Genomic DNA, 26,893 nt, shown 5'->3' with positions numbered 1-26,893 from the left:
ATTTTGGTCCAGTTCGCGTTACTCGGCGGCCATAGCCTGAGCATTGTCGTTGGCCGTGGCGAGAATCGACACGTAACAACGGCCACCACGTTTGGTGGTGAATTTCACCGCGCCCGTCGCCGTGGCGAACAGGGTGTGGTCGCGGCCGAGGCCGACGTTCTCACCGGGGTGGAAGGTGGTGCCGCGCTGACGCACGAGGATGTTGCCGGCCAGAACCTGCTCGCCGCCGTACTTCTTCACGCCAAGGCGCTTGGAATGGGAGTCGCGACCGTTACGCGACGAACCACCGGATTTCTTGTGAGCCATCTTGCTGCTCCTCTTCTTGGGGCGCTATCGGCCTTTCAGCCTACTTGAGCGCACCTGACGATCTAAACTGGCGCTGATCCAGCGCCGGTGAATAGCTTAGGCTTCGGCGCCTTCAGCCTTGGCGGCTTTCTTGGCGGGAGCCTTCTTGGCCGGGGCGGCTTCAACCGCTTCGACGCGCGGGGCGAGGCCACGGGCGCGAGCGTTGATTTCAGCCTTGGTCATCAGGTCGACCGTGCCGTCCCATTTGGCTTTCTCGCCGGCGCCTTCGATGCCGGTGATGCGCAGGACGGTTTCCATCTGACGATGGCCGTTCGTGCGGCGATAGCCCTGACGACGGGTCTTCTTGAAGATCTTGATCTTCTCGCCCTTGCGGGTTTCGACCAGGGTTGCAGCAACCGCCGCACCGTCGATCAGCGGAGCGCCGACCGTCACACCCTTGTCGCCGCCCAGCATGAGGACTTCACCGAAATTGACGGCAGCGCCAGCGTCGCCGTCGAGTTTCTCGACAACAATCACATCGCCCGGTTGGACCCGGTACTGCTTTCCGCCGGTCTTGATCACCGCGTACATTTGGAAGCCTCAGCGTGAACGCAAAAAAGAATGCGCCCGTCAGGAAACCCTGCGGGCGAAGAGCGGCGACATATACGGAAGGGCGAGGCAGAGTCAACGTTCAGGGGGCGAAAACCCCATGCGAGCGCCGATTTCCCCGGACAGGCTAGCCCGACCTGCAAGCCTGTGTAATTGACGAACATCGTTCGAGGGGCTTTTGCGTGAACCAAACCACTGACCGACGCATCATCGCCGCGCGTCGTATTGTCGGCCATATCGCCCAGCATCTCCAGGCCGATCTTTCCTTGCGCCTGTGGAATGGCGAGGTCCTGCCGCTGGGGCCGGGCGCGCGCGACGACATCCAGATCGTGGTGACGCGGCCCAGCGCGGTGCGGCGCCTCATTCTGAAGCCCGGCCTGATGACCCTGTTCGAGTTGATCGCCGTGGGCGACCTCAAGGTCGAGGGCGGCAGTCCGCTGGACGCGGCGGACCGCTGGGACCACGGGCGGGCGGTGCATCTGAAACGCGCGATCGATCGCTGGCTGGTGGCGCGCGAGGCTCTGCCCTTCCTGCTGGGGGGCAGGGACGACGTCGAGGCCCTGCCGGCCTGGGACGCGACGGGGGACGACGGGGTCGGGCGGGATCGCAGCGGCCGACGGGATCAGGACTTCATCCAGTTCCACTATGATGTCGGCAACGACTTCTACGGGCTCTTTCTGGATCCCGAGATGGTCTATTCCAGCGCCTATTTCACCCATCATGACGCCACGCTGGAGGCGGCCCAGCGGGAGAAGCTGGATCGAATCTGTCGCAAGCTGCGGCTGAAGCCGGGGCAGCGTCTGCTGGATGTCGGCTGCGGCTGGGGCGGTCTGTCCTGCTGGGCGGCCAGCAAGTACGGCGTCCATGTCCACGGCGTCACCCTGAGCCAGGCGCAGCTGGACTTCGCCCGCGCCAAGGTCGAGCGGATGGGGCTGTCGGACAAGGTGACGCTGGAGCTCAAGGACTATCGCGAGGTCGACGCCGCCGGGGCCTATGACGCCATCGCCCAGGTCGAGATGTTCGAGCACGCCGGCTTCGCCAACCACGAGCGGCATTTCGAACAGATGCGCCGCCTGTTGAAGCCGGGCGGTCTCTATTTCCATCAGGCGTCGGTGCGGCGCGGCGGCAAGGACCGGCTGCGCCCCACGGCCACAACCCGCGTCATCACGCGCTTCATCTTTCCCGGCGGCGAGCTGGACACGATCGGCATGACCGTCACCAACCTGGGCCGGCTGGGGTTCGAGACGCTGGACGTGGAGGATATGCGCGAGCATTTCGAGCTGTCGCTGCGGGAATGGACGCGGCGTCTGTATGACCGTCGCGAGGCGGCCTATGGGCTGGCGGGCGAGGCGCGGACGCGGTTGTGGCTCGTCTATTTCGCCCTGTTCGCCAAGGGGTTCGAGCGCGGCGCGGTGCAGGTCTATCAGACGGTGGCCCAGAAGCGTCGGGCCGGGCCCTCTGGCCTGCCGCTGGATCGGGCCAGCCTCTATCAGTAGGGATAAAAAGGGATCGACTGTTACAAAGTAACAGGATATAGCGGCCGGAATGTCGCCGCCCTATCTCCAGCAGCCCGTTCTGATTTCGCTTCTGGGCGGGGGATTCGTCGCGGCCTTTCTGCATGCGGCCCTGCCGACCCACTGGCTGCCCTTTGTGCTGGTAGGCCGGGCGCAGCGGTGGAGCCTGACGCGGGTCATGACGGTCGCGGTGACGGCGGGGTTGGCCCACATCGCCTCGACCGCCCTGGTCGGATCGCTGATCGTGGCGGCGGGTCTGGCGCTGAACGCCTGGATCGGCGGCCTCCTGCCCCACCTGTCGGCGGCTCTGCTCTTTATATTCGGCGCCTTCTATCTGGCGCGAGCCTCGCTGCAGAAGCCGGTCACGGCGACGGGGCCGGAGGCCGAGGTTCCCGAGCCCGCCGTCTCTGACCGCGCCGCCTTCTGGGGCCTGGTGCTGATGATGGCGGTGACGCCGGGCGAGGTGCTGCTGCCCATCTATCTGTCGTCGGCGACCGAGGGCGTCATGGCCCTGGCCCTGCTGACGCTCGCCTTCGCGGCGGGGACGGTGCTGGGCATGACCCTGTTGGCCGCTCTGGCCAGCGCCGGATACTCCATCCTGCGGCTGGAGCGCTGGGCGCGCTATGAAGGCGCTATCCTGGGCGTGGCTCTGATCCTGATCGGCTTCCTGGTGATTACCCACCAGCACTGATCTGCTGATAGGTTATATATTTACATTCAACGACTTAAGTTCGACCGCGTTGACGTGGCGCGGCGGGCGGGCCTAGAGGGGTGGCATGGCGCACGATCACGCACACGACCATGACCATCCCCAAGCGGGGCACGCCCACGCGGGCCACGACCATTCAGGTCATGATCACGGCCATGGCCATTCCCACGGCATCGGCGGCCACCATCATGGCCCGGTCAATACCGGCGACTGGCGCTACGCCGTCGGCCTGATCGTCAATCTGGCCTTTGTCTTCTGCGAGTTCGGGGCGGGCCTCTGGGCCGATTCAGCGGCGCTGATGGCCGATGCGGGCCATAACCTGTCGGACGTTCTGGGGCTGGCGATGGCCGGCGGGGCGGCCTGGCTGGCGCGGCGCGCGGCGGGGTCCCGGCGCACCTATGGCTATGGCAAGGCGACGGTGCTGGCGGCCCTGGGCAACGCCCTGCTGCTGATCTTCGCCTGCGGCGCCATCGCCTTTGAGGCCGTTCGCCGTCTGGCCGAGCCCGCGCCGGTGGCGTCCGGCGTCATCATGGTGGTGGCGGGCATCGGCTTCGTCATCAACCTGGGCACGGCCCTGATGTTCATGAAGGACCAGCATAAGGACCTGAACGTCCGCGGCGCCTATCTGCACATGATGTCCGACGCCGCGGTGTCTCTGGGCGTGGTGGTCGCCGGGGCGGTGATCCTGCTGACCGGCTGGGCCGTGATCGACGCCATCGTCAGCCTGGCCATCGTCGCTGTCGTCCTGATCAGCACCTGGGGCCTGCTGAAGGACTCGGTCAATCTGGCGCTGGACGCGGTTCCGAACGGGGTCGAGGTCGATCAGGTCCGCGAGGCCTTCCTGGCCCTGCCGGGCGTTCGCGCGGTGCACGACCTGCACATCTGGGGTCTGTCGACCTCGGACACGGCCCTGACGGCGCATCTGGTCCATGACCGGCCCGACGCCGATGCGCTTCTGATTGAAGTCCAGGCCGTGGCTCGCAGCCGTTTCGACATCAGCCACACCACCTTCCAGCTGGAAAGCGGCGCCTTGCCGGATTGCCCGACCTGCTGAGCGCACCCTTTTCTTTCTTCTCTTGAAGCTCCATCTAGCCGCCCATGACCCAGAAGACTCCCGTCACCGTCCTCACCGGCTACCTCGGCGCCGGCAAGACCACCCTGCTGAACCGCATCCTCACCGAGGATCACGGCAAGCGTTACGCCGTGATCGTCAACGAGTTCGGCGAGATCGGCATCGACAACGACCTGGTGGTCGGCGCCGACGAGGACGTGTTCGAGATGAACAACGGCTGCGTCTGCTGCACGGTGCGCGGCGACCTGATCCGCGTCGTCTCGGGCCTGATGAAGCGCCAGCGCCCCGGCAAGCCCGCCTTTGACGCCATCATCGTCGAGACCACGGGTTTGGCCGATCCCGGCCCGGTGGCCCAGACCTTCTTCGTCGACGAAGAGGTCAAGGCCAAGACCCAGTTGGACAGTGTCACGGCCCTGGTCGACGCCAAGCACGTCATGGCGCGTCTGGACGACTCGAAGGAGGCCCGCGAGCAGGTGGCGTTTGCCGACCGCATCATCCTGAACAAGGTCGATCTGGCGACGGACGAGGAGCTGGCCGCCGTCGAGAGCCGTCTGCGCGCCCTCAACCCTCTGGCCCCCATCATTCGCGCCGAGCGCTCGAACGTGCCGCTGGATCAGGTGCTGGGCGTCCACGCCTTTGATCTGGAACGCATTCTCGAGGTCAAGCCGGACTTCGTGAACCCGCCCCACGGCGCCGAGGGCCACGTCCACGACGCTGACTGCGGCCATGACCATGACCATGACCACGGCCACCACGACCACGACCACGGCCCGCGCGGCCACGCCCACAACGACGACATCAAGGGCATCTCGCTGACGCTGGACCGCCCGCTGAACGGCGCCAAGTTCACCGCCTGGCTGGACAAGCTGCTGGGCGAGCAGGGCCAGAACATCCTGCGCGCCAAGGGCATCATCGACGTGGACGGCGAGGACCGCCGCCTGGTCTTCCAGGCCGTGCACATGATCCTGGAAGGCGACCTGCAGAAGCCCTGGGGCGACAAGGAGCGCCGCTGGAGCCGCGCCGTCTTCATCGGCCGCGACCTCAACGAAGCCGAACTGAGGGCCGGGTTCGAGGCCTGCGCGGCATGAACCCGCCCCCTCATGCGCGGGTCGAGGCCAGGGTGATCTACGGCACGCCCGACTTCGAGATCGTCAAGGGCGGCGACCACGTCGTCTGCGCCATCTCGGGCGTCGTCATCCCGCTGGACATGCTCAACTACTGGAGCGTGGAACTGCAGGAAGCCTACGCCACGCCCGACCTGATGACCCAGCGCTGGGTCGAGACGCATAAATAGAACACCAACCCTCTCCCGACGGGAGAGGGCTTGAGCGCACGGCGGCGTAGCCGTCGTCCTTGCGCGAAAGGGTGAGGGGCTAAGAGCTCAGTCGGCGTCAGCCGTGGCCCCTACGCCCTTCGGCCGACTTCGACCGCCAGCCAGTCCGTCATCGCCTTCGCCAGCGCCTGCGGCTGTTCCAGCGGGATCATGTGGCCGCTGTGTGCGATGCGAACCAGGGTCGAGCCCGCAATCCCGCGATGCAGTTCCTCGGCCTCGTCGGAGCCGCGCAGGCGGTCGGAGTCGGCGGCGACGATCAGGGTCGGTTGGCTGATCTCGTCCAGCCGGTCGAGGTCGCCGGCGCGGGCCATGGCCGACTGCCGGTGGAAGACCTCGCCGCCCAGCCTCAGGCCCATGTCGCGCACGCGGGCGATCATCGCCTCATCCCCGGCCAGATCGGGATGAAGCGACGAGGCGATGGCCGGCCGGCTCAGGCCCTTGAATGACTTGGGCGCGGCCTTCAGGGCCGAACGGCGCTGGCGGATCAGGTCCTCGGTGTCGCCGCGCGCCGAGGTGGCGATCAGGATCAGGGCCGTGACCCGCTCCGGCGCGATGCGCGCCAGTTCGCGCGCCACATAGCCGCCCATGGAAAAGCCGACGGCGACGAAGCGGTCGGGCGCATCGCTCAGGATGGCGGCGGCCATGGTCTCGATGTCCTCGCCCCGGCTCAGGTCGGTGGCGACCAGCGGCCCGAACGGGGCCAGGTCATCCGTCATTTCGTCCCACAGGGTGGCGTCGGCCATGAAGCCGGGAATGAGCAGCAGGGTCATGGGCCGCTCTATAGGCCCGATGCGCGACAGACGCGACGCAGGGCGCTATGAGGCGCGTCTGACTTCTCTGCTTGCGTGAGCCGACATGACCACCTTCACCTTCGACGCCCAGGTCACCGCCGCCCTGTTCGACAAGACGGGCGCGATCTTCGCCCTGGGCGACGGCTCGGTGCGGTTCGAGAACGGCGCCCGCAGCGAGGTCCATGACGGCGCCATCCTGTGCGCCGCCGTTCACCCCTCGGGCGAGGGCGTCGTCACCGGCGGCGACGACGGCAAGGTGGTGTGGAGCCGCGAGGGCGAGGCGGTGCTGCTGGCGACCGCCAAGGGCCAGTGGATCGACTCCATCGCCGCCTCGGCGGCCTCGGGCCTGATCGCCTTCTCGGCGGGCCGCACCCTGTCGGTGATCGACGTGAAGGACGCCGCCTTCCGCCGCGACTTCCAGCACGAGCGCACCGTCTCGGGCGTGGCCTTTGATCCCAAGGGACGGCGCATCGCCACCGCCACCTATGGCGGGGCGGCCCTGTGGTACGCGCGCATCGAGCAGCAGCAGCCGGTCAAGCTGGCCTGGGCCGGGTCGCACCTGGCGGTGGCCTTCTCGCCCGACGGGGCCTTTGTCGTCACCTCCATGCAGGACGCGCAACTGCACGGCTGGCGGTTGAAGGATCAGAAGAACATGCGGATGGGCGGCTATCCGACCAAGGTGAAGAGCTTCGCCTTCATGGCCAAGGGTCAGCTGCTGGCCACCTCGGGCGCGCAGGGCGTGGTGCTGTGGCCCTTCATCGGCGCCAATGGCCCGATGGGGCGCGAGGCGACCGAGATCGGCTTTGACGAGACGACCCTGATCGCCCACGTCGCCGCCGCCGAACAGCATGGCCGTCTGGCCGCAGGGCTCGACGACGGTCGCGTCTGGTGGGCCGATCCGGCGGGGCAGGGGCTGGACTTCATCAAGAAGGACAAGGGCGCGCCCATCGTCGCCCTGGCCATGAGCGCGGGTTCGGCCCGCATCGCCTGGGCCGACGAAGATGGTCAGGCGGGCGTGGTTTCGCTCTAATCCCGCTTGCGCTGACGCTTGAGCCAGCCAGAGTGACGCCATGACCCGTGCGAAGACCCGCAAGCGGCGCCCGCTGCTGACCCTGCTGTTGATCCTGGCCCTGATCCCGGTCGGCGGGGTGGTGCTGCATCGCTTTGTGCCGCCGCTCTTCACTATTCTGATGGTCCAGCAGGCGGCGGCGGGCCACGGCATGGACTATCGCTGGCGCTCGCTGGACCATATCTCGCCGCGTCTGGTCGAGGCGGTGATCGCTTCGGAAGACGCCCGCTTCTGCCAGCACCACGGCTTTGACGTCGAGGCCATCCAGAAGGCGATGGCGGCCAATGAGCGGGCCGAGCAGCGCGGCTCGGACAAGCGGCGCGGCGCCTCGACCATCAGCCAGCAGACCGCCAAGAACGTCTTCCTCTGGCCCAGTCGCGACTGGGTGAGGAAGGGTCTGGAGGTCGGCTACACCGGCCTGATCGAGGCGGTCTGGGGCAAGCGGCGGATCATGGAGATGTATCTGAACGTCGCCGAGTGGGCGCCGGGCGTCTATGGCGCCGAGGCGGCGTCTCAGCACTGGTTCCACAAGAGCGCCGAGAACCTGACCACGCGCGAGGCCGCCCGTCTGGCCGCTATCCTGCCCAGCCCGCGTCGCTACCGCGCCGCCGACCCCAGCCCCTATGTCCGCCGTCGGGCCAGCCGCATCCAGGCCGCCATGGGCACGGTGCGCGAGCAGGGGCTGGACGCCTGCGTCGACCGCTAGGGCCTGATCGGCGGGGCAGAGCCGATTTCGCTCTAAGGCGGCGTTAACCGTCAGCATAGGGCCAAGCCTTAACTGAAACCCGTCACGCTCCTTTGCAATGCGGACCTGCGTCCGCTGCGGAATTCAGGGGCCGATACGGTGACAAACAGGCTGACGAAGGGGTTGAACCGGCTGGCGCGCACGACGCGGGGCTTTGCCGTGCGCTTCGCCGCGGGCACGCGCGGCAATGTGGCCATGATGTTCGGCCTGGCCCTGCCGGTCCTGCTGATGATGACCCTGGGGGCCATCGATCTGCACCAGGCGTCCAAGGTCCGGGCCAATCTTCAGGACGCGCTGGACGCCGCCGCCCTGGCCGCTGCGCGATCCACCGCCTCGACGGACCAGGAAATCACCACGGTGGGCATGGCCGCGCTGAAGGCCAACATGCCCGGCTACTTCATCGAGGGCAACGGCGACACGGCCACCTTCTCGCTCGTGAACAAGGTGGTCGTGGCGGACGCCAAGGTGAACGTGAAGGTCCTGGTCGCCAACATCGTCCTGCCGCCCTATGGCAAGCTGCTGGACGACTATCTGCCGGTCAGCACAGCATCCCAGGTCGACCGTTCCTCGCGCAACGTGGAGGTCGCCCTGGTGGTCGACATCACCGGCTCGATGGACAACTGCACCAAAAACTGCCCGCCCCAGTCCAAGCTTGAGGCGCTGAAGGCGGCGGCCCGGCAACTGGTCACCATCGTCGTCCAGACGGATCAGTCGAACTTCTTCTCCCGCATGGCGATCGTGCCCTATTCGACCAGCGTCAACATGGGCGGCTACGTCACCGAGGCGCGCGGCGCGCCGATCGGGGCGACGGCCATCACCGGCGCGGCCTGGACGACGGGATCGAGCAAGTCGATCAGCACGATCACGCGGGCCAACCCGGTGGTCATCACCTCGAACGCCCACGGTTTCCAGAACGGCGACTTCGTGTGGATCAGCGGCATCACCGCCAACAGCGGCTCGCCGCGTCTGAGCGCGCTCAACGATCGAGCCTACCGCGTCGCCTCGCGGGCGACCAACACCTTCTCGCTGGAGGCCTTCAACGGCAGCAGCTGGTCCGCGGTCAGCACCAGCGGCTACAGCAGCAGCTATTCCGGCGGCACGATCCGCAAATGCCTGGTCTCGGACTGTTCGGTCGTGATCACCTCGGCCGGTCACGGCATGTCGGCCGTCACCACGGACACGGGCGACAAGGCTCGGCCCTCGACCGTTCGCATCAGCGGCGTGAAGGGCATGACCCAGATCAACAACAAGTCGTTCGAGATCGACCACGTCACCTCCAACAGCTTCTCGATCGGCGTGAACGGCGCGAACTATGGCGCCTATACAAGCGGCGGCGAGGCGCGCTGCGGCCAGAACGGCTGCGAATGGCGCATCTTCCGACGGGGCAACGCCAGTTCGCTGACTTCGTTGGACCTCTCGAATTGCGTCACCGAACGGATCGGCGGAGCGGCCTATACCAACGCCTCTCCCACCGGCAATCCCGTAGGCCGCAAATACGAGGCCAGCGACTGCCCCTCGGCGGTGATCCAGCCCCTGACCTCCAACCGCAAGACCCTGACCGACCTGATCAACGGGTTGACGGCGTCCGGCGGCACGGCGGGTCAGATCGGACTGGCCTGGGGCTGGTATGCGGTGTCGGACACCTTCAACGGTCTGTGGCCGAGCTTTTCCTCGGTGGCCAAGAACCCGGCTGAAACCATCAAGTCCGTCATCCTGATGACCGACGGCGAGTTCAACGTGGCCTATTGCTCGGGTGTGACTGCAGGCGATATCGACTGCAACGCGACCAATGGCGATCCTTTCGCCCAGGCGACCCGGCTGTGCACCAACATGAAAGATGACGGGGTCATCGTCTATACGGTCGGCTTCCAGATCACAGACGCCAACGCCAAGGCCATTCTGAAAAGCTGCGCCTCGGGCGAAGGCCGGGCCTACCTGCCCCAGACCGGCGACGACCTGAGCAAGAACTTCGCCGAGATCGGTCAGGACATCACCCGATTGCGCATCTCTCGCTAGAGGCGCGGACAACAAGAAGGGCCGGCGGATCGCTCCGCCGGCCCTTTCTCTATTCCGTCGAGGCGCCCATCCGTCAGATCAGGCGGATCTCCTTGAGGCGTTCCATCAGGAAGTCCTCGGCCAGGATGGTCTTGCCGGCGTAGCGGTCCGGGTTTTCCGGGGTGATGGTCGAGGGCAGGGTCTCGATCGGGAAGTCCGGGTTGAAGTGCAGGAAGAAGGGCGTCGAGTAGCGGGCGAAGCCGCGGCGCTCGGGCGCGGGGTTGACCACGCGGTGCGTCGTCGACGGCAGGACGTGGTTGGTCAGGCGCTGCAGCATGTCGCCGATGTTGACCACCAGGGCGCCGGGCGGCGGGGCGATGTCCAGCCATTCGCCGTCGGCGTCCTTGAGCTGCAGCCCGGCCTCTTCGGCGCCCAGCAGCAGGGTGATGACGTTGATGTCCTCGTGGGCGCCCGCGCGCACGCCGGGGGCGTCGGCCGGGACCGGCGGATAGTGCAGCATGCGCAGGACGCTGTTGCCCAGCTCGACCTTGTCCTCGAAATAGTCGTCGCCCAGCTGCATGTAGCGGGCGATGGCCTTGAGGATCTTGCGACCCAGTTGGTCCAGGGCCTCGAACATGCCGTAGAGGTGGCTCTGGAAGCCTTCGATCTCGGTCGGCCAGACGTTGTCGCGCATGTATTGGCGATAGGGATGGCCTTGCGGCAATTCACGGCCGACGTGCCAGAACTCCTTCAGGTCCACGGCGGCGGCGCCCTTGGCGGCTTCGACGCCGAAGGGGGTCAGGCCGCGCGCGCCGCCGGTGCCAGGCTGGTGGTACTGGCGCTTCACGTCTTCCGGCAGGGCGAAGAAGGCCTTGGCGTCGGCGATGGCGGCGTCGATCGTCGGCTGGTCCAGGCCATGATCGGCGATGACGGCGAAGCCGTAGCGCGAGAAGGAGGCGCCCAGGGCGTCGGCGAAGGCCTGGAAGTCGGCGTCATAGCCCTGCATCGACACGGGGACGATGGCGCGGGTCTTGGTCTGGTCCTCGGCGGAGGAAGCGGTCAGCGTGGAGCTCACGTGCGATAGTGCCTCTGAAAGGGGGATATGGAGCGTTCCATACCCCCTATCGCCGGAAAAAGGCAGTCCGGCGCCGTTGGGCCCCGGATGTCTCAGGCGCAAAGCGGAGTCTGGCGGTTGTAGCGGGGCCAGACCACGGTCGTGCCGCTGCGGATCATGGCGCAGTTCACCTCGGTTCCGTCCGGCGTCCAGCAGATGGCGGTGACCCGGTCATAGCTGCGGCCGGTGGTGCGGCAGGCCAGGTCGCGGCCCTCGGTCAGGCGTTTCAGGGCGCGGGTGGCGGCGGCGGCCGAGGCGGCGGGGCAGGGATGGCCGGGCGCACAGGTCTCGTCCGTCTCGCGCGCCGCGACGGCGTGCAGCCGGATCCGGGCGCCGTCCTGACACCTCAGGGTGTCGCCGTCATGGACAGCGGCGACGCGGCACGACAGGTCCGCGTCGGCCCGCACGGCGGTCAGGGGAGGGGCGGTCAGAGATGGGGCGGGCGTGTCCGAGAGGCTCTTTGCGGCGCGGTCGTCGTCCAGCGACAGCCAACCGGCGAGGAGCAGGATCAGGACAAGGGCGGCGGCGAAGGTCTGGAAACGCATACTGACGCCGGGACTAGGCGGCGCCGGTTAATGCAGCGTCACCGACGCCGGAATGGACAAAGGCCCCGCGGGGGTTCCGCGAGGCCTTTGATGGTGGAGCTTAGCGGAGTCGAACCGCTGACCTCTTGCATGCCATGCAAGCGCTCTACCAACTGAGCTAAAGCCCCGCGCCTGACGGCTTGGGTATGTTCCGGCGGACCGGGGTAGAATGGACGAAGGCCCCGCGGGATGTCCGCAGGGCCTTCGATGGTGGAGCTTAGCGGAGTCGAACCGCTGACCTCTTGCATGCCATGCAAGCGCTCTACCAACTGAGCTAAAGCCCCGAACCTTTCGGTCGGCCTCGCCGGAGATTGTGGTCGCCAGCGAGGGGCGGAAACTATGTCAGGGCCTTTGAGAGATCAAGCCGCCCTGGCAACTTTTTTTCCGCTTATTTTTCCGACCGTTGGTATCAATCGTCGTCGCGCGACGGCTTGACGATCTCGTCGTCGAGATTGTCGTCGTCTTCGTCTTCGATGAAGGGCACCGAGTCATCGTCGTCGTCGCCCAGGGCGTCGTCGTCGTCGCCGTCCGACGAGCCCATGCCGGCGTCGTCGGCGCTGGGTTCAGCGTCGTCGTCGTCGTCGGGGGTCAGGATCGGCTCATGGCCTTCCTCGTCGATTTCGGGGGTCGAGGGCTCGGATTCCTCGTCCTCGTCTTCGGCGTCCTTCGCCTTGTCGGCGACTTGATCCTCGGCCTCGTCGTCGGCGGCGAAGCCCGGGCCGGTGCGGCCGCGAACGCGACGGTTGCGCATGGCTTCTTCAAGCGGGTCGAACTCGGTGTCGCACTTGGGGCAGTGCGCCGGGCGACGGGTCAGGTCGTAGAATTTGGCCTGGCAGTTCGGGCAGACCTGCTTTTGGCCCAGTTCGGGTTTGGCCACGGGATTACCTTCGGCAGGAGTTGAATTTCGGAATTAGGCCGGCTCCCTTGCCACCCAAGGGGGCCGCTGTCAAAAGCCTTCTTCTTCGCCGAGCGCGGCGTTTCCTGAACAAGCGGAGTTTTTGGCCAGGTGACTGCCCCTTCGACCCTGACTGCGCGTCCTGTCTCTGCGCCATTGAACGGCCGCGTGAGAGCGCCCGGCGACAAGTCCATGTCGCATCGCTCGCTGATCTTCGGCGGCATGGCCGAGGGCGTGACCGAGATCGAGGGCCTGCTGGAAGGCGACGACATCCTGGCCACGGCGCGGGCCGTCGAGGCCTTCGGCGGCACGGTCGAGCGGCTGGGCGAGGGGCGCTGGCGGGTGACGGGGCAGGGCGGGTTCAAGACGCCGGCGTCCGTCATCGACTGCGGCAACGCCGGCACCGGCGTGCGCCTGCTGATGGGCGCCGCCGCCGGTTATGAGTTGAGCGCGACTTTTGACGGCGACGCCTCGCTGCGCAAACGGCCGATGAAGCGCGTCACCGGGCCTCTGGCCGACATGGGCGCGCGTTTCGACTGGAACGGCGCCGAGGATCGCGTGCCCCTGACCCTGCACGGCGGCGGCCTGAAGGGTATCGAATACGTGCAGACGGTGGCCTCGGCCCAGATCAAGTCGGCTATCTTGCTGGCCGGGCTGAACGCAGCGGGTGAGACCGTCGTGGTCGAGCCGGAAAAGAGCCGCGACCACACCGAGCGGATGCTGCGCGCCTTTGGCGCGACGGTGGACGTCGCCGAAGAGGGCGAGGGCTGGCGCATTCGCCTCAAGGGCGGACAGAAACTGGCCGGAACCGCCGTGGCCGTGCCGGGCGATCCGTCCTCGGCGGCCTTCCCCCTGGCGGCGGCGCTGATCGTTCCCGGTTCGGAAATCACGGTCGAGGGCGTCATGCTGAATCCGCAGCGCACCGGCCTGTTCGACACCTGGATCGAGATGGGCGCTGACCTGACCATCTCCAATCGCCGCACCAGCGGGGGCGAGGACGTCGGCGACATCACCGCCCGCTACTCCGCGCTTAAGGGCGTGACGGTGCCGGAAGACCGCGCCGCCTCTATGATTGACGAATACCCGATCCTGTCGGCGGTCGCCGCCTATGCCGAGGGCCGCACCGTCATGCGCGGCATCGGCGAGATGCGGGTCAAGGAAAGCGACCGGATCGCCCTGATGGTCGCCGGCCTGAGCGCCTGCGGCGTCGCGGTGGAGGAAGAGGCCGAGGGCTTCATCGTCACCGGTGGTCCGGTCAAGGGCCGCGCGACCGTCGCCACCGCCCATGATCACCGCATCGCCATGAGCCACCTGATCCTCGGCCTGGCCGCCGAACAGCCCGTCTCGGTGCTGGACCCGGAAATGATCGCCACCAGCTTCCCCGGCTTCGTCGAGATGATGAAGGGCCTGGGCGCGGACATTGGCGAAGAGCGTGGCTGAAGCCCGAAAGAAGTCCGGGCTCTGGTCCTGGCTTCAGTTCGTCCTCGCCGCCGCCTTTGTCGGCTGGTGCAGCCTGGAGGGCGCGCGCTTCCTTTGGCGTAGTTGGCAGGTGGGAATCCTGCTGCACGGCAAGGGGCCGGACGTCGCGCTCAGCGACAAGCCGCTTGTCTTCTGGGGCCTGAGCGGTTTTTACGGGGTCTCGGTGCTGGTCGGCGGCGGTTTCGCCGTCTTCTGCCTGCTGATCGCCCTTCGTGATGTGACTAGAAAGACAATCTCCTGACCCAAGCGCTCGTCATCGCCGTCGACGGCCCCGCCGCATCCGGCAAGGGCACCATCGCCACCCGTCTGGCGACGCACTACGTCCTGCCGCATCTGGACACCGGCCTGCTGTATCGCGCCGTCGGTCTGGCGGTGCTGGACGCCGGTCAGGATCTGGATGACGCCGCAGCGGCCGAGGCGGCGGCCCTGTCGCTGGATATTACGGGCCTGTCGGACAATCAGCGCCTGACCGAGCGCGACGCGGGCGAGGCGGCCAGCCGGGTCGCCAGCCATCCGGGGGTCCGCGCCGCCCTGCTGAAACTGCAACAGGACTTCGCCCGCCAGCCCGGCGGCGCCGTTCTGGACGGCCGCGACATCGGCACGGTCATCGCGCCTGACGCCACAGCCAAGCTCTATGTCACCGCCACGCCCGAGGTCCGGGCCGAGCGGCGCTGGAAGCAGCTGACGGCGCGGGGGCAGGACATCGCCTTCGCCGACATGCTGGAGGACATCCGCCGTCGCGACGAGCGCGATTCCGGTCGGGATTCCGCGCCGATGGTCCAGGCCGACGACGCGGTCTTGCTGGACACGACCGATCTGGGTATAGAAGCGGCCTTCGATGCGGCCCGCCGTATCGTCGAGGCGGCGCGCGTCCGGGCTGGGGTTTAATCCTCGTCGGACAAATCCAACGCTCCTGACCTCGGCTGCCGCGGACGTTCTGGCTTTCTTTGTTTGCGCCCCTTGCGCCGGCCTCGCGTCCTGACGACCTGATTTTCCCTTTCCAAGTTTATCCACCCGCGTGGGGCCATCCGGTCGCGCGCCATAACCCCAGAGCTATATGACCGACACCCACAATCCCTCGCGTGACGATTTCGCTGCGCTGCTCGACGAAACCCTTCAGGGCCGCGACCTCGGCGAAGGCCAAGTCGTCCACGGCCGCGTCGTCGGCATCGAAAAAGACATCCTGATCATCGACGTCGGTCTGAAGACCGAAGGTCGTATCCCGGCCCGCGAATTCGGCATCGGCGAAGGCGCCGTCATCCCGAAGGTCGGCGACAACGTCGAAGTCTACCTGGAGCGCGTCGAAAACGCCCTGGGTGAAGCCGTCATCAGCCGCGACAAGGCTCGCCGCGAAGAAGCCTGGACCCGTCTGGAAGTCGTCTTCGCCGAAGGTCAGCCGGTCAACGGCGCCATCGTCGGTCGCGTCAAGGGCGGCTTCACCGTCGACCTGGGCGGCGCCTCGGCCTTCCTGCCCGGCAGCCAAGTCGACATCCGCCCGGTGCGCGACGTCGGCCCGCTGATGGGCAAGGAACAGCCCTTCGCCATCCTGAAAATGGACCGTCCGCGCGGCAACATCGTCGTCTCGCGTCGCGCCATCCTGGAAGAAGCCCGCGCCGAACAGCGCACGGAGCTGGTCGGCCAGCTGCAAGAGGGTGAAGTCCGCGAAGGCGTCGTCAAGAACATCACCGACTACGGCGCGTTCGTCGACCTGGGCGGCATCGACGGCCTGCTGCACGTCACCGACATGTCGTGGAAGCGCGTCTCGCATCCGTCGCAGGTCCTGGCCGTCGGCGACACCGTCAAGGTCCAGATCGTCAAGATCAACCCGGACACCCAGCGCATCAGCCTCGGCATGAAGCAGCTGCAGTCGGACCCGTGGGACGGCGTCGAAGCCAAGTACCCGGTCAACGCCAAGTACACGGGCCGCATCACGAACATCACCGACTACGGTGCGTTCGTTGAGCTGGAAGCCGGCGTCGAAGGCCTGGTCCACGTCTCGGAAATGTCCTGGACCAAGAAGAACGTCCACCCGGGCAAGATCGTCTCCACCTCGCAGGAAGTGGAAGTCATCGTCCTGGACGTCGACAGCGCCAAGCGCCGCATCTCGCTGGGCCTGAAGCAGGCTCAGAACAACCCGTGGGAAGCCTTCGTCGAGGCTCACCCGATCGGTTCGACCGTCGAAGGCGAAGTCAAGAACGCCACCGAGTTCGGTCTGTTCGTCGGCCTGGACAACGACATCGACGGCATGGTCCACCTGTCGGACCTGGACTGGAACGTGTCGGGCGAAGAAGCCATCCAGCGTTACCGCAAGGGTGAAACGATCAAGGCCAAGGTGCTGGACGTCGACATCGAGAAGGAACGCGTCTCGCTGGGCGTCAAGCAGCTCGGCGGCGATCCGATGGAAGGCGACGTCTACAAGCGTGGCCAGCAGATCACCGTCACCGTGACGTCGATCGAAACCGGCGGCATCGAAGTCAAGTTCGGCGAAGACGACGCGCCGGTCACGGCCTTCGTCCGCAAGTCGGACCTGTCGCGCGACCGCAACGAGCAACGTCCGGAACGCTTCGCCGTCGGCGATCGTATCGACGCCATGATCACGGGCATCGACAAGGCCACGCGCCGCGTCTCGGTGTCGGTCAAGGCGCTGGAAATGAAGGACGAGGCCGAGGCCATCGAACAGTTCGGTTCGTCGGACTCGGGCGCTTCGCTGGGAGACATCCTGGGCGCCGCGCTTCGCGAGAAGGCCGGTTCGAAGGACTAATCGTCCAAATCGACCAGAAAATGGGGCGGCTGGAGCAATCCAGCCGCCTTTTTTCTTGCGCCTCGGGCAAGAACCCTCACCAATGGCGAGGCTAGCCCGAGAGAATCGTTCCTAATCCGACGAGACCCCTTTCTTCCTGTGGCGTCAGACGGTTAGGGTGCGGACCTGAGCGGAAGCGACTGCATCTGAAACAGCCACGGGCGGGGGCCTGAATGATCAAGTCTGAACTGATCGAGAAGCTGGCGGCCGAGAACATCCACCTGACCCACGCCGAGGTGGAGCGGGTCGTCAACGTCATCCTGGGTCAGATGACCGAGGCTCTGTCCGACGGCGGACGGGTCGAACTGCGGGGCTTCGGCGCCTTTTCGGTGCGCAGCCGCCCGGCGCGCGTCGGACGCAATCCCCGCACCGGCGATACGGTGGAAGTGCCCGCCAAGGCCGTGCCCTTTTTCAAGAGCGGCAAGGAACTTCGCGAACGCCTGAACGCTTCCGGCGACGCCTGAACGAAAGACTGAGCCATGAGCCTGCTGACCGAGTTTCGTGAATTCGCCGCCCGCGGCAACGTCGTCGACCTGGCGGTCGGCGTCATCATCGGCGCCTCGTTCGGCAAGATCGTCACCAGCCTGGTCGATCAGGTCATCATGCCGCCCATCGGCCTGCTGCTGGGCAAGGTGGACTTTTCCAAGCTGGAATGGGTGCTGGTGCCCGAAAACCCCGCCACCCCGGCGATCGAGAAGGTGGCCATCCAGTACGGCGCCTTCATCAACACCCTGATCCAGTTCCTGATCGTGGCCTTCGTGGTCTTCCTGCTGGTCAAGGGCATCAACAAGATGCGTCGCGAACAGGCGCCCGAAGCCGCCGCCGCCCCGACGCCCACCGAGGCCCTGCTGGCGGAAATCCGCGACGAGCTTAAGGCCCGCCCCTAACCCAGGGCGCCGGCTTTCGAGCCGCTCGGGCTCGCCTTGTCCCGGACCCGCCGCCGGACGGCCGGGACGGCGGGCGCGGGCAGGGGGCGGGTGCAGAAGGAATAGTCGCCGTCAAACGGGGTGGGGCGCCAGTCGCCGGTCTCCTCGAGCGCGCTCTCAAAGGCGACATGACAGTGGCCCCAGCCGCCCTCGCGCCGGGCGCGACGCCCCAGATCGCCCAGATCATGCAGGACGGCCTCTGTGACCACCGGCAATCGCACCTTGGCGGCGCCGAGGGCGGGCGCCAGCCTCAACAGGGCGCCGACCAGGGCCGGAATCGCCGCCCGGTCGCGATCCAGCGCCTCCAGATCCAGAATCTCCAGCGTCGGCGGCTCGATCGTATTGCCCTTGCCCAGAAGGGCCAGCGCATGGCCGGTGATATCGCCGCCCTGGCGCCGCACCAGATGCAGCGGCCGCGTAGTCAGGTCGGGGTCGGAAAGACGCCAGCGCAGCAGGGCTGGACTACGATCCCCCACGATGCGCCCCTGATCGCGCAAGGCTGTCCAGAAGCCGGCGTAGGCCGAGGTGTCGGACAGGTCGTCCAGGACCGTCACCCCCTCCGGCAACCCCGTCGGATCGACGGCCCGCGCCGTGCGCGCCGGCATCAGCTGCTCCCCCAGCCAGCGCGCCGCGCGCGGCTCGCGCGCCACCAGGGCCCGCAGTCCCCGACTGTAGAGGCAGGCCGCCGGGTTGACGATCCACGACAGTTTCAGGTCATGCGTCCGCGCGGGCCAGGCCTGCATGCCGAAGCGCTTGTAGAGCGGGCTGGAGCGGGCGTTGGCGTTCAGGGTGTATCGGGCGAAGCAGCCGGGCTGTGCAACGAAGGTTCCCATCAGCTCACGGCTGCGCCCTCTGTGGTCTGACGGCACGATGACCGAGAAGCCCGTGGCCCCGTAAAGAGGGCGCTCGCCCGACCAGAAGCGCTGGATGAAGTTGCCCAGAAAGGCCCCCGGCCGACCGTCCGCCCCCTCGATCACCCAGCCCGCCGGCGCATCGAGCGCCCGTCGCGCCGGGTTCTGCTCCAGCCAGCGCCATCCCTCATGCGACCGCTCGGGCCACCAGACGTCACGGTGCAGCCGGTTCACCTCGGCGACGTCGGCGGGAAGAAAGCGGCGGACCGTCATGCGCGTCAGACCTCTTTTTGAACTCAACAGGGTAACGGCATGGTCTAGCTTCAGGTTGCGCGAAGCGGGGCTTTTGTCGAAAAAACAACCCACAGGCGTAAGGGCTGAGATGTAAAATGCGTCATTGCGGTGACGAGTCGCGGCGTTAACGCTTGTCCGCATGGCCTCGCCGTGCTGTTTCTGCGGCCTTAATGCGCCAGTCAGGGCGCAGCATTTGGGAGAACGCCGTTGAGCACGACGGATGGGGGGGGCGCGCTGTCGGCGGCGCCTCGCAAGACGTTTCTGGGACACCCGCGGGGGCTGGTGGTCCTGTTCCTTACAGAGATGTGGGAACGCTTTTCCTACTACGGCATGCGGGCCCTGCTGGTCCTCTACCTGACCCAGCACTTCCTGTTCGGTCCGAAAGAGGCGCAAGGCATCTACGCCGCCTATGCGGCCCTGGTCTATCTGATGCCGGTTGTCGGCGGCATGATCGCCGACAAGTATCTGGGCTCGCGCAAGGCGGTCATCATCGGCGCCGTCCTGCTGGTCGCCGGTCACTTCATGATGGCCTTCGAGGGCACGGGCGGGCGTGAAAACCTGACCATCGGCGCCACCACCTATGAACTTCAGGTCGAGGGCCGCGATCAGAACCGCACCATCTTCGCCGTCAACGGCGACGAGCGGACCCAGATCACCATCTCGCCTGAAGGCATTTCCAAGGTCGGCGCCGAGCCGGCGGCGGCGATGGCGGCGGATGCGGCGGCCCCGGCCGTGGCTCCGGCGGCGGGCGGCTTCCCGGCCTTCACCGCCACGGACGGCTACAAGCTGGAAACCGTGCGGGACCTCGGCTTTGGCGAGCCGGTCCTCTTCTTCGCCCTGTCGCTGATCATCGTCGGCGTGGGCTTCCTGAAGGCCAATATCTCCACGGTCGTCGGCGCCCTGTACGAAGAAAACGATCCCCGTCGCGACGGCGGCTTCACCATCTTCTACGTCGGCATCAACCTGGGTTCGGTTCTGGCCACGGCGGCCTGTTCCTACCTCGGCATCAAGTATGGCTGGGCCTACGGCTTCGGTCTGGCCGGCATCGGCATGACCCTGGGTCTGATCACCTTCATCCTCGGCCAGAGCTGGCTGGAAGGCCGCGGCGGCCCGCCGCAGCCGGAAATGCTCAAGACCCGCAAGGTCTTCGGCCTGCCGTTCGAGGCCATCTTCTGGATCGGCGGCCTGGTCACGGTCTTCCCGGTCTGGCTGCTGATGCAGCGTCACCACATCATCGAGACGGCCCTGCCCTGGCTCGCCGGCGTCATCTTCGCCTCCGTGGTCGGCTATGTCCTGTTCAAGCTGCGCGGCACCGAGCGCTCGCGGATGCTGGTCGCCCTGACCCTGATCTTCTTCTCGGTCCTGTTCTGGGCCCTGTTCGAACAGGCCGGCTCGTCGCTGACCCTGTTTGCGGATCAGTCCACGGCCATGCCGTCGTGGTTCAATGCGCCCATGACCCAGATGTTCAACCCGGGCATCATCGTCATCGGCGGCCCGATCATCGCCGCCCTGTGGGTCTGGCTGGGCAAGCGCAACCTGGAGCCCTCGACCCCGGTCAAGTTCTCCTTCGCCCTGGTTCTGGTCGGCGCCGGCTTCCTGCTGCTGACCTGGGCCTCGGCGACCCAGGCCAACCTGGACTTCCGCGTGCCGCTGCTGTTCCTGTTCCTGACCTACTTCCTGCACACGCTGGGCGAGCTCTGCCTGTCGCCGGTGGGCCTGTCGATGATCACCAAGCTGTCGGTGGATCGCGTCGTGGGTCTGATGATGGGCGTCTGGTTCCTGTCCAGCTCGGTGGCCCACATCGCCGCCGGCTTCATCGCCCAGGCGACCTCGACCGACACAGTCGCAGGCGTCGTCACCAGCCCCGAGCTGGCGCTGCAGACCTATGGTTCGATCTTCGGCACCATCGGCTGGACCGGCGTCGTCGTCGGCGTGGTGCTGCTGGTGCTGTCGCCGCTGCTGAAGAAGGGCATGGCGGGCGTCCACTGATCGCCTGACAGCCTTTGAGCCAAAGAAGAAGGGCGGCGTCTCGCAGGAGGCGCCGCCCTTTTCAGTTGGTCGGGGAGGCCCGCGCTGTCCCTTCCGACGTCATTGGGGGGACGGAAGGGCGCGGGTTCTTGCTGTTGAAGCTCTAGAAGGTCTTGCGCACGCGGACCTGCCAGAAGGTGCGGGGGTCGATCAGGCGGGTCTCCACGAACTCGACCGGCCGGGTGTCGCGGTCGGCAAAGACGGTGCGGGTGACGTCGAAGTCGTTCCAGATGTTGACCTGACCGCGGATCGACAGGGTCGGGGTCGGCTTGTACTCGGCCCACAGCTCGTAATAGTCCGTGCCGCGCCAGCCCGAGACCTGATCCGGCTGATAGCCTCTCTGGCCCAGCAGCGGGATCCAGGCGGCGCCCCATTGCAGCTTCCAGGCGGTGATGTCCTGCTCAAAGCTGACAACGGCCTGGGAGGCGCGGACGTTCGAGATGGGACGCGTCTCGCCCGTGGTCGGATCGGTGACTTCGGTCTTGTTCCAGGTGTTGCGGAAGCCGAACTTGCCGCCCGAGACACCCAGCTTGTCGGTGGGGATGGTCAGGTTGACAGCCAACTGGTCCAGGCTGCCGTCGCCGATATTGCCGACCGCCGCCAGGCCGCCGTCCAGCGGGATCACGTCGATGACGTCCGTGATCTCGTCGTGGCGCAGGCCCAGGCTGATGATGCCCTCGCCCCAGAAGCGCTTCTCGATGGTCAGTTCGCTGACCCAGCGCGATTCCGGCGACAGGTTCACATTGCCCCCGAAGACGTTCTCGTCAGCGAACTCGGCCGAGGCGGCGAAGTCTCCGAAGTCCAGCTGGCCGACGGTGCGTTCAAAGCGCAGACGCACCTGGCTGTTGGCCATGGGGGTCCAGGTGGCCAGGACGCGGGGCTTGGCGAAGAAGAAGCTCTTTTCCTGCGAGGCGTCGCCCGACTGGCTGATGGTCGAGGATTCCAGGCGCAGGCCGCTTTCCAGCGTCCACTTGGGATTGATGCGCCAGGTGGCCTTGCCGAACAGTTCGCCGCGCGTCTCCTCGACCGTCACCGAGGCCGAGGGCAGGGGGACGTCGACGCCGCCGACCGTATAGGCCTGCTGGACCTCCAGCATGTTGTAGGCGATCTCGCCGCCGCCCTCGAAATCCATCGACGGCGAGCGTTCATAGCGGACCAGGGCGCGCAGGATAGTCTCCGACGAGTTTCCGTCGGCGTTGAACAACTGCTCCGGGCTGTCCACCGCGCCAAGGCGGGTACGCGAGGTTGAAACACTGTCGAAGTCGCCGAACTCATGGATGAAGCGGGTTTCCAGCTTCAGTTTTTCGGACAGGGGGCGCGTGTAGACGACGCCAAACTCGCCGCTGTGACCGTCTTCGTCATAGAGGTTTTCGCGCAGGACGTCGGGCGCGGTCTGCAGGCTGATGTTGTGCCAATCATTGATGCCGTAGCGCGCCGTCAGATCGATCTTGCCGCCCATGAGCGGGGTGGAGAAGTTGCCGCGGATCGCGTTGCCGCCACCGTAGCCGTCGTTGTAATATTGCTCGTCGCGAAGGACGTTCCCATTGGCGTCGACGCGCAGGACCGGGCCGGCGCCGTTGGAATCGCTGGAGGAGATGCCGTCGCTCAGGGTCACGCCCCAGGTCCGATCGCCCTCGCGCGCCGTGAACTGATAGGAACCGCCGAACAGGTCCTGGCCGCCTTCGAACAGGCTGGCGTTGGCGGTCAGCACGTGTTCGCGGCTGGAGGTGGTCTTCAGGATGACGTTGGCGACGACCGAATAGCCCTGCATGTCGATGCCCGGCGCGCCGCCGCGGACCAGTTCGATGCGCTCGACCTGGCTGGCGATGGTGCGGCCCAGGACGTTGGAGCCGGTGTCGTTCTTGGAGGCTGGACGCGAGCCGTTGATCAGGATGTTGCCGACCGCGCCTTCAAACCCGCGGGCGCCGTCGCCGTCGTTGACCGAGAAGCCCGGCACGCGATTGACCATGTCCAGGGCCGTATTCGGGCGGGCGTCCTGGAAGAAGTCGGGCGTGAAGACCAGGACCCCTTGATCGCCGGCCTGGGCGGTCTGGCGCGGGGCCGTCGGCGCGGTCTCGGCGAAAGCCGGCGCGGCGGCGGCGAACGCCAGTGCGGCGGTGGTGGCCAGCAGAATGGTCTTGGTCTGGGTCATGTCGTCGTCCTCTCCCTCGGTCGTGGGCAGAGGTTTGGCGGCGGCGAGCCCAAGTCTCCAGTTACAAGCCGGACAGGTGGATTAAATCGCGGACAGCATTACGGATTAGTCAGATTACAGTCTCGTTAGATACTGTTACGTCGTGCGTCATGTTTAATCGTATCCTTGTTATATCAACAGTTGTTCTTGGATTGTCGCTGGGCATGCCCGCGCGGGCTCAGGACAACGTGACCCAGCCCGTGACCACGGTGGACGAGGTCATCGTCAGCGCACGCCGCACCGAGGCGCCCATCTGGCAGGTGACGCGCGGCGACAGCAGCCTGATCCTGGTCGGCGCAGTCAGCGGGGTGCCGCGCGACGTCGAATGGCGTCCCGAGGCCCTGGAGGCGGCGACGCGGCGCGCTCAGCGCATCCTCTTCCCGCAGGAGGGCCGCGCCTCGGTCGCGGATGTCCTGCGGCTGATCTGGCGCATCCGCACCGTAGCGACCCTGCCCAAGGGGACGACGACCGCCGACTATCTGTCGCCCGAGGTCCAGGCGCGGCTGGAGACGGTGATGGCGGATCAGAGAAACGACAGCTGGCGCACCAACAGCCTGATGATCCTGAGCATGGATCTGATGAGCGACAAGGCCGGCTATGAGCGGGGCCGCACCCGCAACGCCACCGATGTGATCAAGAAGGTCGCGCGCGAGGCCCGCATTCCGGTGCGCCCGGTGGGGACCGTGCGCGGCGACGAGATCGTCGACAGCCTGATCACCGCCCCGCCCGCGACCTATGCGACCTGTCTGGAGCGCGCCCTGGCCGCCGCCGAGGCCGGGCCGGAAGGCGCCGCCGCCCGCATCAACGACTGGCGCGCCCGTCGTGTGCCCGAGGTCATGGCCCAGCCGCTGGAACAGGCGCTGGGCCTGTGCTGGCCCTGGGGCGATCCCGAGATCGCGCCCCTGTTGCGTCGCCAATGGGCCGAGGCGATCCAGACGGCGTTGGGCGAGCCGGGCGTGACCATGGCCGTGGCCCAACTGCGCGTCCTGGCCGAACCGGGCGGCGTGCTCGATACCCTGGCGGCCCAGGGCTATGAGATCGAAGGGCCGGCGTGGAAGACTGCGCCGGTCGAGGTCGCGGCTCCCTAGACCGCTGTGCCGCCCACGGTCAGTCCGCCCATCTTGAGGCTGGGCTGGCCGATGCCGACGGGGACGCCCTGACCAGCCTTGCCGCAGACGCCGACGCCGGGGTCGAAGGCGAAGTCGTCGCCGACCATCTGGATATGGGTCAGGGCCGTGGCCCCGTCGCCGATCAGGGTGGCGCCGCGCACCGGGGCGGTGATCTTGCCGTCCTCGATCAGATAGGCCTCGGTGCACTGGAAGACGAACTTGCCGTTGGTGATGTCCACCTGACCGCCGCCGAAGTTGGCGGCGTAGAGGCCGCGCTTGGTCGAGGCGATCATGTCCTCGAACTTGTCCTGGCCGGCCTCCATGAAGGTGTTGGTCATGCGGGGCATGGGCATGTGGGCGAAGGACTGGCGGCGCCCGTTGCCGGTGGCTTTCGCGCCCAGCTGACGCGCGCTCAGGCGGTCGTGCATCAGGCCGACCATGATGCCGTCCTCGATCAGGACGGTGCGTGAGGTCGGGGTGCCTTCGTCGTCGAAGGACAGTGAGCCGCGACGCCCGGCGATGGAGCCGTCGTCGACGATGGTCACGCCGGGAGCGGCCACGCGCTGGCCCATCTTGCCGCTGAAGACCGAGGAGCCCTTCCTGTGGAAGTCGCCCTCGAAGCCGTGGCCGATGGCCTCGTGCAGCAGGACGCCGGGCCAGCCGGCGCCGAGCACCACGTCCATCTCGCCCGCCGGGCAGTCGATGGCGTCCAGATTGACTAGGGCTTGCCGTAAGGCCTCGTCGATCTGGCCCTGCCAGCGGTCGGGGGCGATCCAGGCCTCGAAGCCGGCGCGGCCGCCGGCGCCGGACGAGGCGCTCTCGCGCTTGCCGTCGCGCTCGACCGTAACCGAGACGTTCAGCCGGACCAGGGGGCGCACGTCGCTGAGCAGCCGACCGTCGGCGCGCAGGATCTCGATGGCGCGGCGCTCGCCGGTGATGGAGGCCGAGACCTGGACCACGCGCGGGTCGCGGGCGCGGGCCCAGGCGTCGATTTCCGACAGCAGTTCGATCTTGTCCGAGAAGCTGGGCGAGGCGAGGGGATCGACCTCGTCATAGAGCTTCTGATTGGTGGCGCGCGGGGCCTCGGCCGAGTGGCCGGAATAGCCGCGCTTGGCCAGGGACGCGCTGTCGGCGGCGCGGCGGATGGCGGCGGCGGAAATCTCGTTGGCGTGGGCGTAGCCGGCGGTCTCGCCCGCCACGACCCGCAGGCCGAAGCCCTCGACGGCGTCATAGGAGGCGCCCTTCAGCCGCCCGTCGTCAAAGACGAGCGATTCGCTCTCGGTCTTTTCCAGAAACAGTTCGCCGTCGTCGGCGCCGGCCAGGGCCGTCTGCAGGATGGACAGGGCCTCGTCAGGGGCCACGCCCGCGGCGTCGAGGATGGGGGAGGGGGAAGCGGCTGCGGTCATGCAAGGCTAGATAGGGGCTGCGGGGGCCGGCGTCACGGGGGCAGCAAAAAACCCTCTCCCGGTGGGAGAGGGCTTGAGCCTCCAGGAGGAGAGCGATTGGAGCAGGCGACCCGGAGGGCGGCGCGTAGCAGCCAAAGGGTGAGGGTTCCCGGTTGAAGTCGGCCGAAGGCCGTAGCGGACTGTCCATGCGGCGGCTTGCGCCGACGGATCGGTCCAACCCTCACCCTTTCGCGCAAGAACGATCGCTGACGCTCTCGTGCGCTCAATCCCTCTCCCACCGGGAGAGGGAAGGCGGTCATCAGTCCTGGGTGACGTCGCCCGAGCCGCTGATGTCCTGACGCAGCTGGGCCGGGCGGCGGGTCAGGCGGACCGAGCCGCTGCCCGAGACGTCGATCTCGACCTTGCCGGTGGGGCCGACTTCGGCGTCGCCGCTGCCGCTGACGCGCAGTTTGGCGTCGGTGACGAACAGGTCTTCCAGGTCGGCGCTGCCGGCGCCCGAGATGTCCACGGTCACGGCCTCCGTCTTGCCCTGGGCCGTGATGTCCGAGGAGCCGCTCAGGGTCAGGTCCAGGGTCGGCTGGTCATAGGCGCGGATCGTCAGGTCGGCGGGACCGGACAGGTCGAAAGCCTTCACCGAGGGCGCCCTGATGGTGATCTTCAGCGCTTCGGTCTCGCTCCAGCCGTGGATGCCCGTGCCGGTCCAGCGGATATAGCTGCGGTCGCCCTTGGGGGCGTCGTCCATGGTCAGGCGACCATTGACGAAACGGACGCGGTCAACGGCGCTCTTGGGGCCGGAGATGGTGATGCCGGGCGAGGCGGCGTCCTGATCATAGGTGACGTCGGCGGGCAGATCGATGGCCAGGCGCTGGTCGCCGGTCCAGGCCAGGGTGCGGGTCACGTCAGGCGAGACGGCGCCGCGCTCGATCTTGAAGCTGTCGTCGCCGGCGTCGTCGTCGGTGACGACCCAGGTCCAGTCGTGGCGGGCCAGGTCGCGGCCCCCGACGGCGAAGGCGCCGCCGATGCCGACGATGGCCAGGATCAGGCCGGCGCCGGAGATGATGAGTAGATTGCGGATCATGTCAGTTCCTCCCTCA

At 67.0% G+C, this 26,893-nt stretch carries 26 protein-coding genes and 2 tRNA genes; 16 read left to right on the top strand and 12 right to left on the bottom strand.

What is annotated here, in order from left to right:
* Nucleotides 1-18: 18 nt before the first annotated feature.
* Entirely contained in the window at nucleotides 19-306 is a 288-nt protein-coding gene (rpmA, locus tag P0Y52_12405; protein ID WEK57335.1) for a 50S ribosomal protein L27, read from the bottom strand.
* A gap of 96 nt (nucleotides 307-402) precedes the next feature.
* The gene (rplU, locus tag P0Y52_12400) at nucleotides 403-876 is read right to left on the bottom strand and encodes a 50S ribosomal protein L21 (protein WEK57334.1); all 474 of its coding nucleotides are present in this window, start codon (nucleotides 874-876) and stop codon (nucleotides 403-405) included.
* Nucleotides 877-1,076: 200 nt separating this feature from the next.
* Between rplU and P0Y52_12395 the strand changes: the two genes are divergently transcribed.
* The 5 genes from P0Y52_12395 to P0Y52_12375 all read left to right on the top strand — a co-directional run bounded on the left by P0Y52_12395 (nucleotide 1,077) and on the right by P0Y52_12375 (nucleotide 5,483).
* Nucleotides 1,077-2,390, top strand: a complete 1,314-nt coding sequence (locus tag P0Y52_12395; protein WEK57333.1) for a cyclopropane-fatty-acyl-phospholipid synthase — start codon at nucleotides 1,077-1,079, stop codon at nucleotides 2,388-2,390.
* A 49-nt stretch (nucleotides 2,391-2,439) separates the two neighbouring features.
* Entirely contained in the window at nucleotides 2,440-3,099 is a 660-nt protein-coding gene (locus tag P0Y52_12390; protein ID WEK57332.1) for a hypothetical protein, read from the top strand.
* Nucleotides 3,100-3,184: 85 nt separating this feature from the next.
* On the top strand, nucleotides 3,185-4,171 hold the full coding sequence (locus P0Y52_12385; GenBank protein ID WEK57331.1) for a cation diffusion facilitator family transporter: 987 nt from the start codon (nucleotides 3,185-3,187) through the stop codon (nucleotides 4,169-4,171).
* 44 nt (nucleotides 4,172-4,215) lie between these two features.
* Complete coding sequence (locus P0Y52_12380) at nucleotides 4,216-5,277, top strand: GTP-binding protein (GenBank protein ID WEK57330.1); 1,062 nt, start codon at nucleotides 4,216-4,218, stop codon at nucleotides 5,275-5,277.
* Complete coding sequence (locus P0Y52_12375; GenBank protein WEK57329.1) at nucleotides 5,274-5,483, top strand: DUF2093 domain-containing protein; 210 nt, start codon at nucleotides 5,274-5,276, stop codon at nucleotides 5,481-5,483. Before P0Y52_12380 ends, P0Y52_12375 begins: the two co-directional genes overlap by 4 nt.
* 110 nt (nucleotides 5,484-5,593) lie before the next feature.
* Here the strand turns inward: P0Y52_12375 and P0Y52_12370 are convergent, their stop codons facing one another.
* Complete coding sequence (locus P0Y52_12370; GenBank protein WEK57328.1) at nucleotides 5,594-6,292, bottom strand: alpha/beta hydrolase; 699 nt, start codon at nucleotides 6,290-6,292, stop codon at nucleotides 5,594-5,596.
* A gap of 85 nt (nucleotides 6,293-6,377) precedes the next feature.
* On the opposite strand from P0Y52_12370, the gene P0Y52_12365 reads away from it, so the two are divergent.
* From P0Y52_12365 to P0Y52_12355, 3 genes are all read left to right on the top strand, one after another.
* A complete protein-coding gene (locus P0Y52_12365) occupies nucleotides 6,378-7,343 on the top strand; it encodes a WD40 repeat domain-containing protein (protein WEK57327.1) in 966 nt (321 codons plus the stop codon).
* Nucleotides 7,344-7,383: 40 nt separating this feature from the next.
* Nucleotides 7,384-8,088: a monofunctional biosynthetic peptidoglycan transglycosylase gene (gene mtgA, locus P0Y52_12360; protein WEK57326.1), complete on the top strand. Its 705-nt coding sequence runs from the start codon at nucleotides 7,384-7,386 to the stop codon at nucleotides 8,086-8,088.
* A gap of 138 nt (nucleotides 8,089-8,226) precedes the next feature.
* Entirely contained in the window at nucleotides 8,227-10,143 is a 1,917-nt protein-coding gene (locus tag P0Y52_12355; GenBank protein WEK57325.1) for a pilus assembly protein, read from the top strand.
* A gap of 73 nt (nucleotides 10,144-10,216) precedes the next feature.
* Here the strand turns inward: P0Y52_12355 and P0Y52_12350 are convergent, their stop codons facing one another.
* The 5 genes from P0Y52_12350 to P0Y52_12330 form a co-directional block, all read right to left on the bottom strand.
* On the bottom strand, nucleotides 10,217-11,128 hold the full coding sequence (locus tag P0Y52_12350) for a 2-oxoglutarate and iron-dependent oxygenase domain-containing protein (GenBank protein WEK59493.1): 912 nt from the start codon (nucleotides 11,126-11,128) through the stop codon (nucleotides 10,217-10,219).
* A gap of 161 nt (nucleotides 11,129-11,289) precedes the next feature.
* Nucleotides 11,290-11,781 (bottom strand): nuclease, encoded by a 492-nt coding sequence (locus tag P0Y52_12345; GenBank protein WEK57324.1) that lies wholly within the window; start codon nucleotides 11,779-11,781, stop codon nucleotides 11,290-11,292.
* Nucleotides 11,782-11,872: 91 nt separating this feature from the next.
* Nucleotides 11,873-11,948: transfer RNA gene (locus P0Y52_12340), tRNA-Ala, on the bottom strand.
* 80 nt (nucleotides 11,949-12,028) lie between these two features.
* Nucleotides 12,029-12,104 (bottom strand) — tRNA-Ala (locus P0Y52_12335).
* 125 nt (nucleotides 12,105-12,229) lie between these two features.
* Nucleotides 12,230-12,697, bottom strand: coding sequence for a TIGR02300 family protein (locus tag P0Y52_12330; protein WEK57323.1), 468 nt, complete (start codon nucleotides 12,695-12,697; stop codon nucleotides 12,230-12,232).
* Between the two features lie 129 nt (nucleotides 12,698-12,826).
* Between P0Y52_12330 and aroA the strand changes: the two genes are divergently transcribed.
* The 6 genes from aroA to mscL all read left to right on the top strand — a co-directional run bounded on the left by aroA (nucleotide 12,827) and on the right by mscL (nucleotide 17,881).
* Entirely contained in the window at nucleotides 12,827-14,155 is a 1,329-nt protein-coding gene (gene aroA, locus P0Y52_12325) for a 3-phosphoshikimate 1-carboxyvinyltransferase (protein ID WEK57322.1), read from the top strand.
* Nucleotides 14,148-14,435: a hypothetical protein gene (locus P0Y52_12320; protein WEK57321.1), complete on the top strand. Its 288-nt coding sequence runs from the start codon at nucleotides 14,148-14,150 to the stop codon at nucleotides 14,433-14,435. Before aroA ends, P0Y52_12320 begins: the two co-directional genes overlap by 8 nt.
* Nucleotides 14,432-15,082, top strand: a complete 651-nt coding sequence (gene cmk / locus P0Y52_12315) for a (d)CMP kinase (protein ID WEK59492.1) — start codon at nucleotides 14,432-14,434, stop codon at nucleotides 15,080-15,082. The genes P0Y52_12320 and cmk overlap by 4 nt, the downstream gene beginning before the upstream one ends.
* Nucleotides 15,083-15,251: 169 nt before the next feature.
* Nucleotides 15,252-16,955, top strand: coding sequence for a 30S ribosomal protein S1 (rpsA, locus tag P0Y52_12310; GenBank protein ID WEK57320.1), 1,704 nt, complete (start codon nucleotides 15,252-15,254; stop codon nucleotides 16,953-16,955).
* Between the two features lie 212 nt (nucleotides 16,956-17,167).
* Nucleotides 17,168-17,458, top strand: coding sequence for an integration host factor subunit beta (locus P0Y52_12305; protein ID WEK57319.1), 291 nt, complete (start codon nucleotides 17,168-17,170; stop codon nucleotides 17,456-17,458).
* A gap of 15 nt (nucleotides 17,459-17,473) precedes the next feature.
* Nucleotides 17,474-17,881: a large-conductance mechanosensitive channel protein MscL gene (gene mscL / locus P0Y52_12300; GenBank protein WEK57318.1), complete on the top strand. Its 408-nt coding sequence runs from the start codon at nucleotides 17,474-17,476 to the stop codon at nucleotides 17,879-17,881.
* Here the strand turns inward: mscL and P0Y52_12295 are convergent.
* Nucleotides 17,878-19,044, bottom strand: a complete 1,167-nt coding sequence (locus P0Y52_12295) for an N-acetyltransferase (GenBank protein ID WEK57317.1) — start codon at nucleotides 19,042-19,044, stop codon at nucleotides 17,878-17,880. The two genes, mscL and P0Y52_12295, sit on opposite strands and share 4 nt — an antisense overlap.
* A 228-nt stretch (nucleotides 19,045-19,272) precedes the next feature.
* Between P0Y52_12295 and P0Y52_12290 the strand changes: the two genes are divergently transcribed.
* On the top strand, nucleotides 19,273-21,054 hold the full coding sequence (locus P0Y52_12290; protein WEK57316.1) for an oligopeptide:H+ symporter: 1,782 nt from the start codon (nucleotides 19,273-19,275) through the stop codon (nucleotides 21,052-21,054).
* Between the two features lie 142 nt (nucleotides 21,055-21,196).
* Here the strand turns inward: P0Y52_12290 and P0Y52_12285 are convergent, their stop codons facing one another.
* Nucleotides 21,197-23,245 carry a TonB-dependent receptor gene (locus tag P0Y52_12285; protein WEK57315.1) on the bottom strand — a complete coding sequence of 683 codons (2,049 nt, stop codon included), beginning with the start codon at nucleotides 23,243-23,245 and terminating at the stop codon, nucleotides 21,197-21,199.
* 203 nt (nucleotides 23,246-23,448) lie between these two features.
* Between P0Y52_12285 and P0Y52_12280 the strand changes: the two genes are divergently transcribed.
* Nucleotides 23,449-24,372 (top strand): TraB/GumN family protein, encoded by a 924-nt coding sequence (locus P0Y52_12280; protein WEK57314.1) that lies wholly within the window; start codon nucleotides 23,449-23,451, stop codon nucleotides 24,370-24,372.
* On the opposite strand, the gene tldD is transcribed toward P0Y52_12280, so the two are convergent.
* Both tldD and P0Y52_12270 read right to left on the bottom strand, forming a co-directional pair.
* Nucleotides 24,369-25,799, bottom strand: coding sequence for a metalloprotease TldD (gene tldD, locus P0Y52_12275; GenBank protein ID WEK57313.1), 1,431 nt, complete (start codon nucleotides 25,797-25,799; stop codon nucleotides 24,369-24,371). The genes P0Y52_12280 and tldD overlap by 4 nt on opposite strands.
* A gap of 298 nt (nucleotides 25,800-26,097) precedes the next feature.
* Nucleotides 26,098-26,877: a DUF2807 domain-containing protein gene (locus P0Y52_12270; protein ID WEK57312.1), complete on the bottom strand. Its 780-nt coding sequence runs from the start codon at nucleotides 26,875-26,877 to the stop codon at nucleotides 26,098-26,100.
* Nucleotides 26,878-26,893: the final 16 nt, after the last annotated feature.

The organism is Candidatus Brevundimonas phytovorans, assembly GCA_029203145.1.
Classification (GTDB): domain Bacteria; phylum Pseudomonadota; class Alphaproteobacteria; order Caulobacterales; family Caulobacteraceae; genus Brevundimonas; species Brevundimonas phytovorans.
This window is presented reverse-complemented; position numbering and strand designations above follow the sequence as displayed.

Excerpts from the sequence above, each read along its gene's own strand:
- rpsA (WEK57320.1), top strand. The coding sequence starts at position 15,252 with ATGACCGACACCCACAATCCCTCGCGTGACGATTTCGCTGCGCTGCTC.
- P0Y52_12365 (WEK57327.1), top strand. The coding sequence starts at position 6,378 with ATGACCACCTTCACCTTCGACGCCCAGGTCACCGCCGCCCTGTTCGAC.
- rplU (WEK57334.1), bottom strand. The coding sequence starts at position 876 with ATGTACGCGGTGATCAAGACCGGCGGAAAGCAGTACCGGGTCCAACCG.
- mtgA (WEK57326.1), top strand. The coding sequence starts at position 7,384 with ATGACCCGTGCGAAGACCCGCAAGCGGCGCCCGCTGCTGACCCTGCTG.
- P0Y52_12370 (WEK57328.1), bottom strand. The coding sequence starts at position 6,292 with ATGACCCTGCTGCTCATTCCCGGCTTCATGGCCGACGCCACCCTGTGG.
- P0Y52_12285 (WEK57315.1), bottom strand. The coding sequence starts at position 23,245 with ATGACCCAGACCAAGACCATTCTGCTGGCCACCACCGCCGCACTGGCG.
- mscL (WEK57318.1), top strand. The coding sequence starts at position 17,474 with ATGAGCCTGCTGACCGAGTTTCGTGAATTCGCCGCCCGCGGCAACGTC.
- P0Y52_12375 (WEK57329.1), top strand. The coding sequence starts at position 5,274 with ATGAACCCGCCCCCTCATGCGCGGGTCGAGGCCAGGGTGATCTACGGC.
- P0Y52_12280 (WEK57314.1), top strand. The coding sequence starts at position 23,449 with ATGCCCGCGCGGGCTCAGGACAACGTGACCCAGCCCGTGACCACGGTG.
- P0Y52_12295 (WEK57317.1), bottom strand. The coding sequence starts at position 19,044 with ATGACGGTCCGCCGCTTTCTTCCCGCCGACGTCGCCGAGGTGAACCGG.
- P0Y52_12270 (WEK57312.1), bottom strand. The coding sequence starts at position 26,877 with ATGATCCGCAATCTACTCATCATCTCCGGCGCCGGCCTGATCCTGGCC.
- P0Y52_12345 (WEK57324.1), bottom strand. The coding sequence starts at position 11,781 with ATGCGTTTCCAGACCTTCGCCGCCGCCCTTGTCCTGATCCTGCTCCTC.
- P0Y52_12385 (WEK57331.1), top strand. The coding sequence starts at position 3,185 with ATGGCGCACGATCACGCACACGACCATGACCATCCCCAAGCGGGGCAC.
- P0Y52_12350 (WEK59493.1), bottom strand. The coding sequence starts at position 11,128 with ATGCAGGGCTATGACGCCGACTTCCAGGCCTTCGCCGACGCCCTGGGC.
- P0Y52_12380 (WEK57330.1), top strand. The coding sequence starts at position 4,216 with ATGACCCAGAAGACTCCCGTCACCGTCCTCACCGGCTACCTCGGCGCC.
- tldD (WEK57313.1), bottom strand. The coding sequence starts at position 25,799 with ATGACCGCAGCCGCTTCCCCCTCCCCCATCCTCGACGCCGCGGGCGTG.
- P0Y52_12390 (WEK57332.1), top strand. The coding sequence starts at position 2,440 with ATGTCGCCGCCCTATCTCCAGCAGCCCGTTCTGATTTCGCTTCTGGGC.
- rpmA (WEK57335.1), bottom strand. The coding sequence starts at position 306 with ATGGCTCACAAGAAATCCGGTGGTTCGTCGCGTAACGGTCGCGACTCC.
- P0Y52_12305 (WEK57319.1), top strand. The coding sequence starts at position 17,168 with ATGATCAAGTCTGAACTGATCGAGAAGCTGGCGGCCGAGAACATCCAC.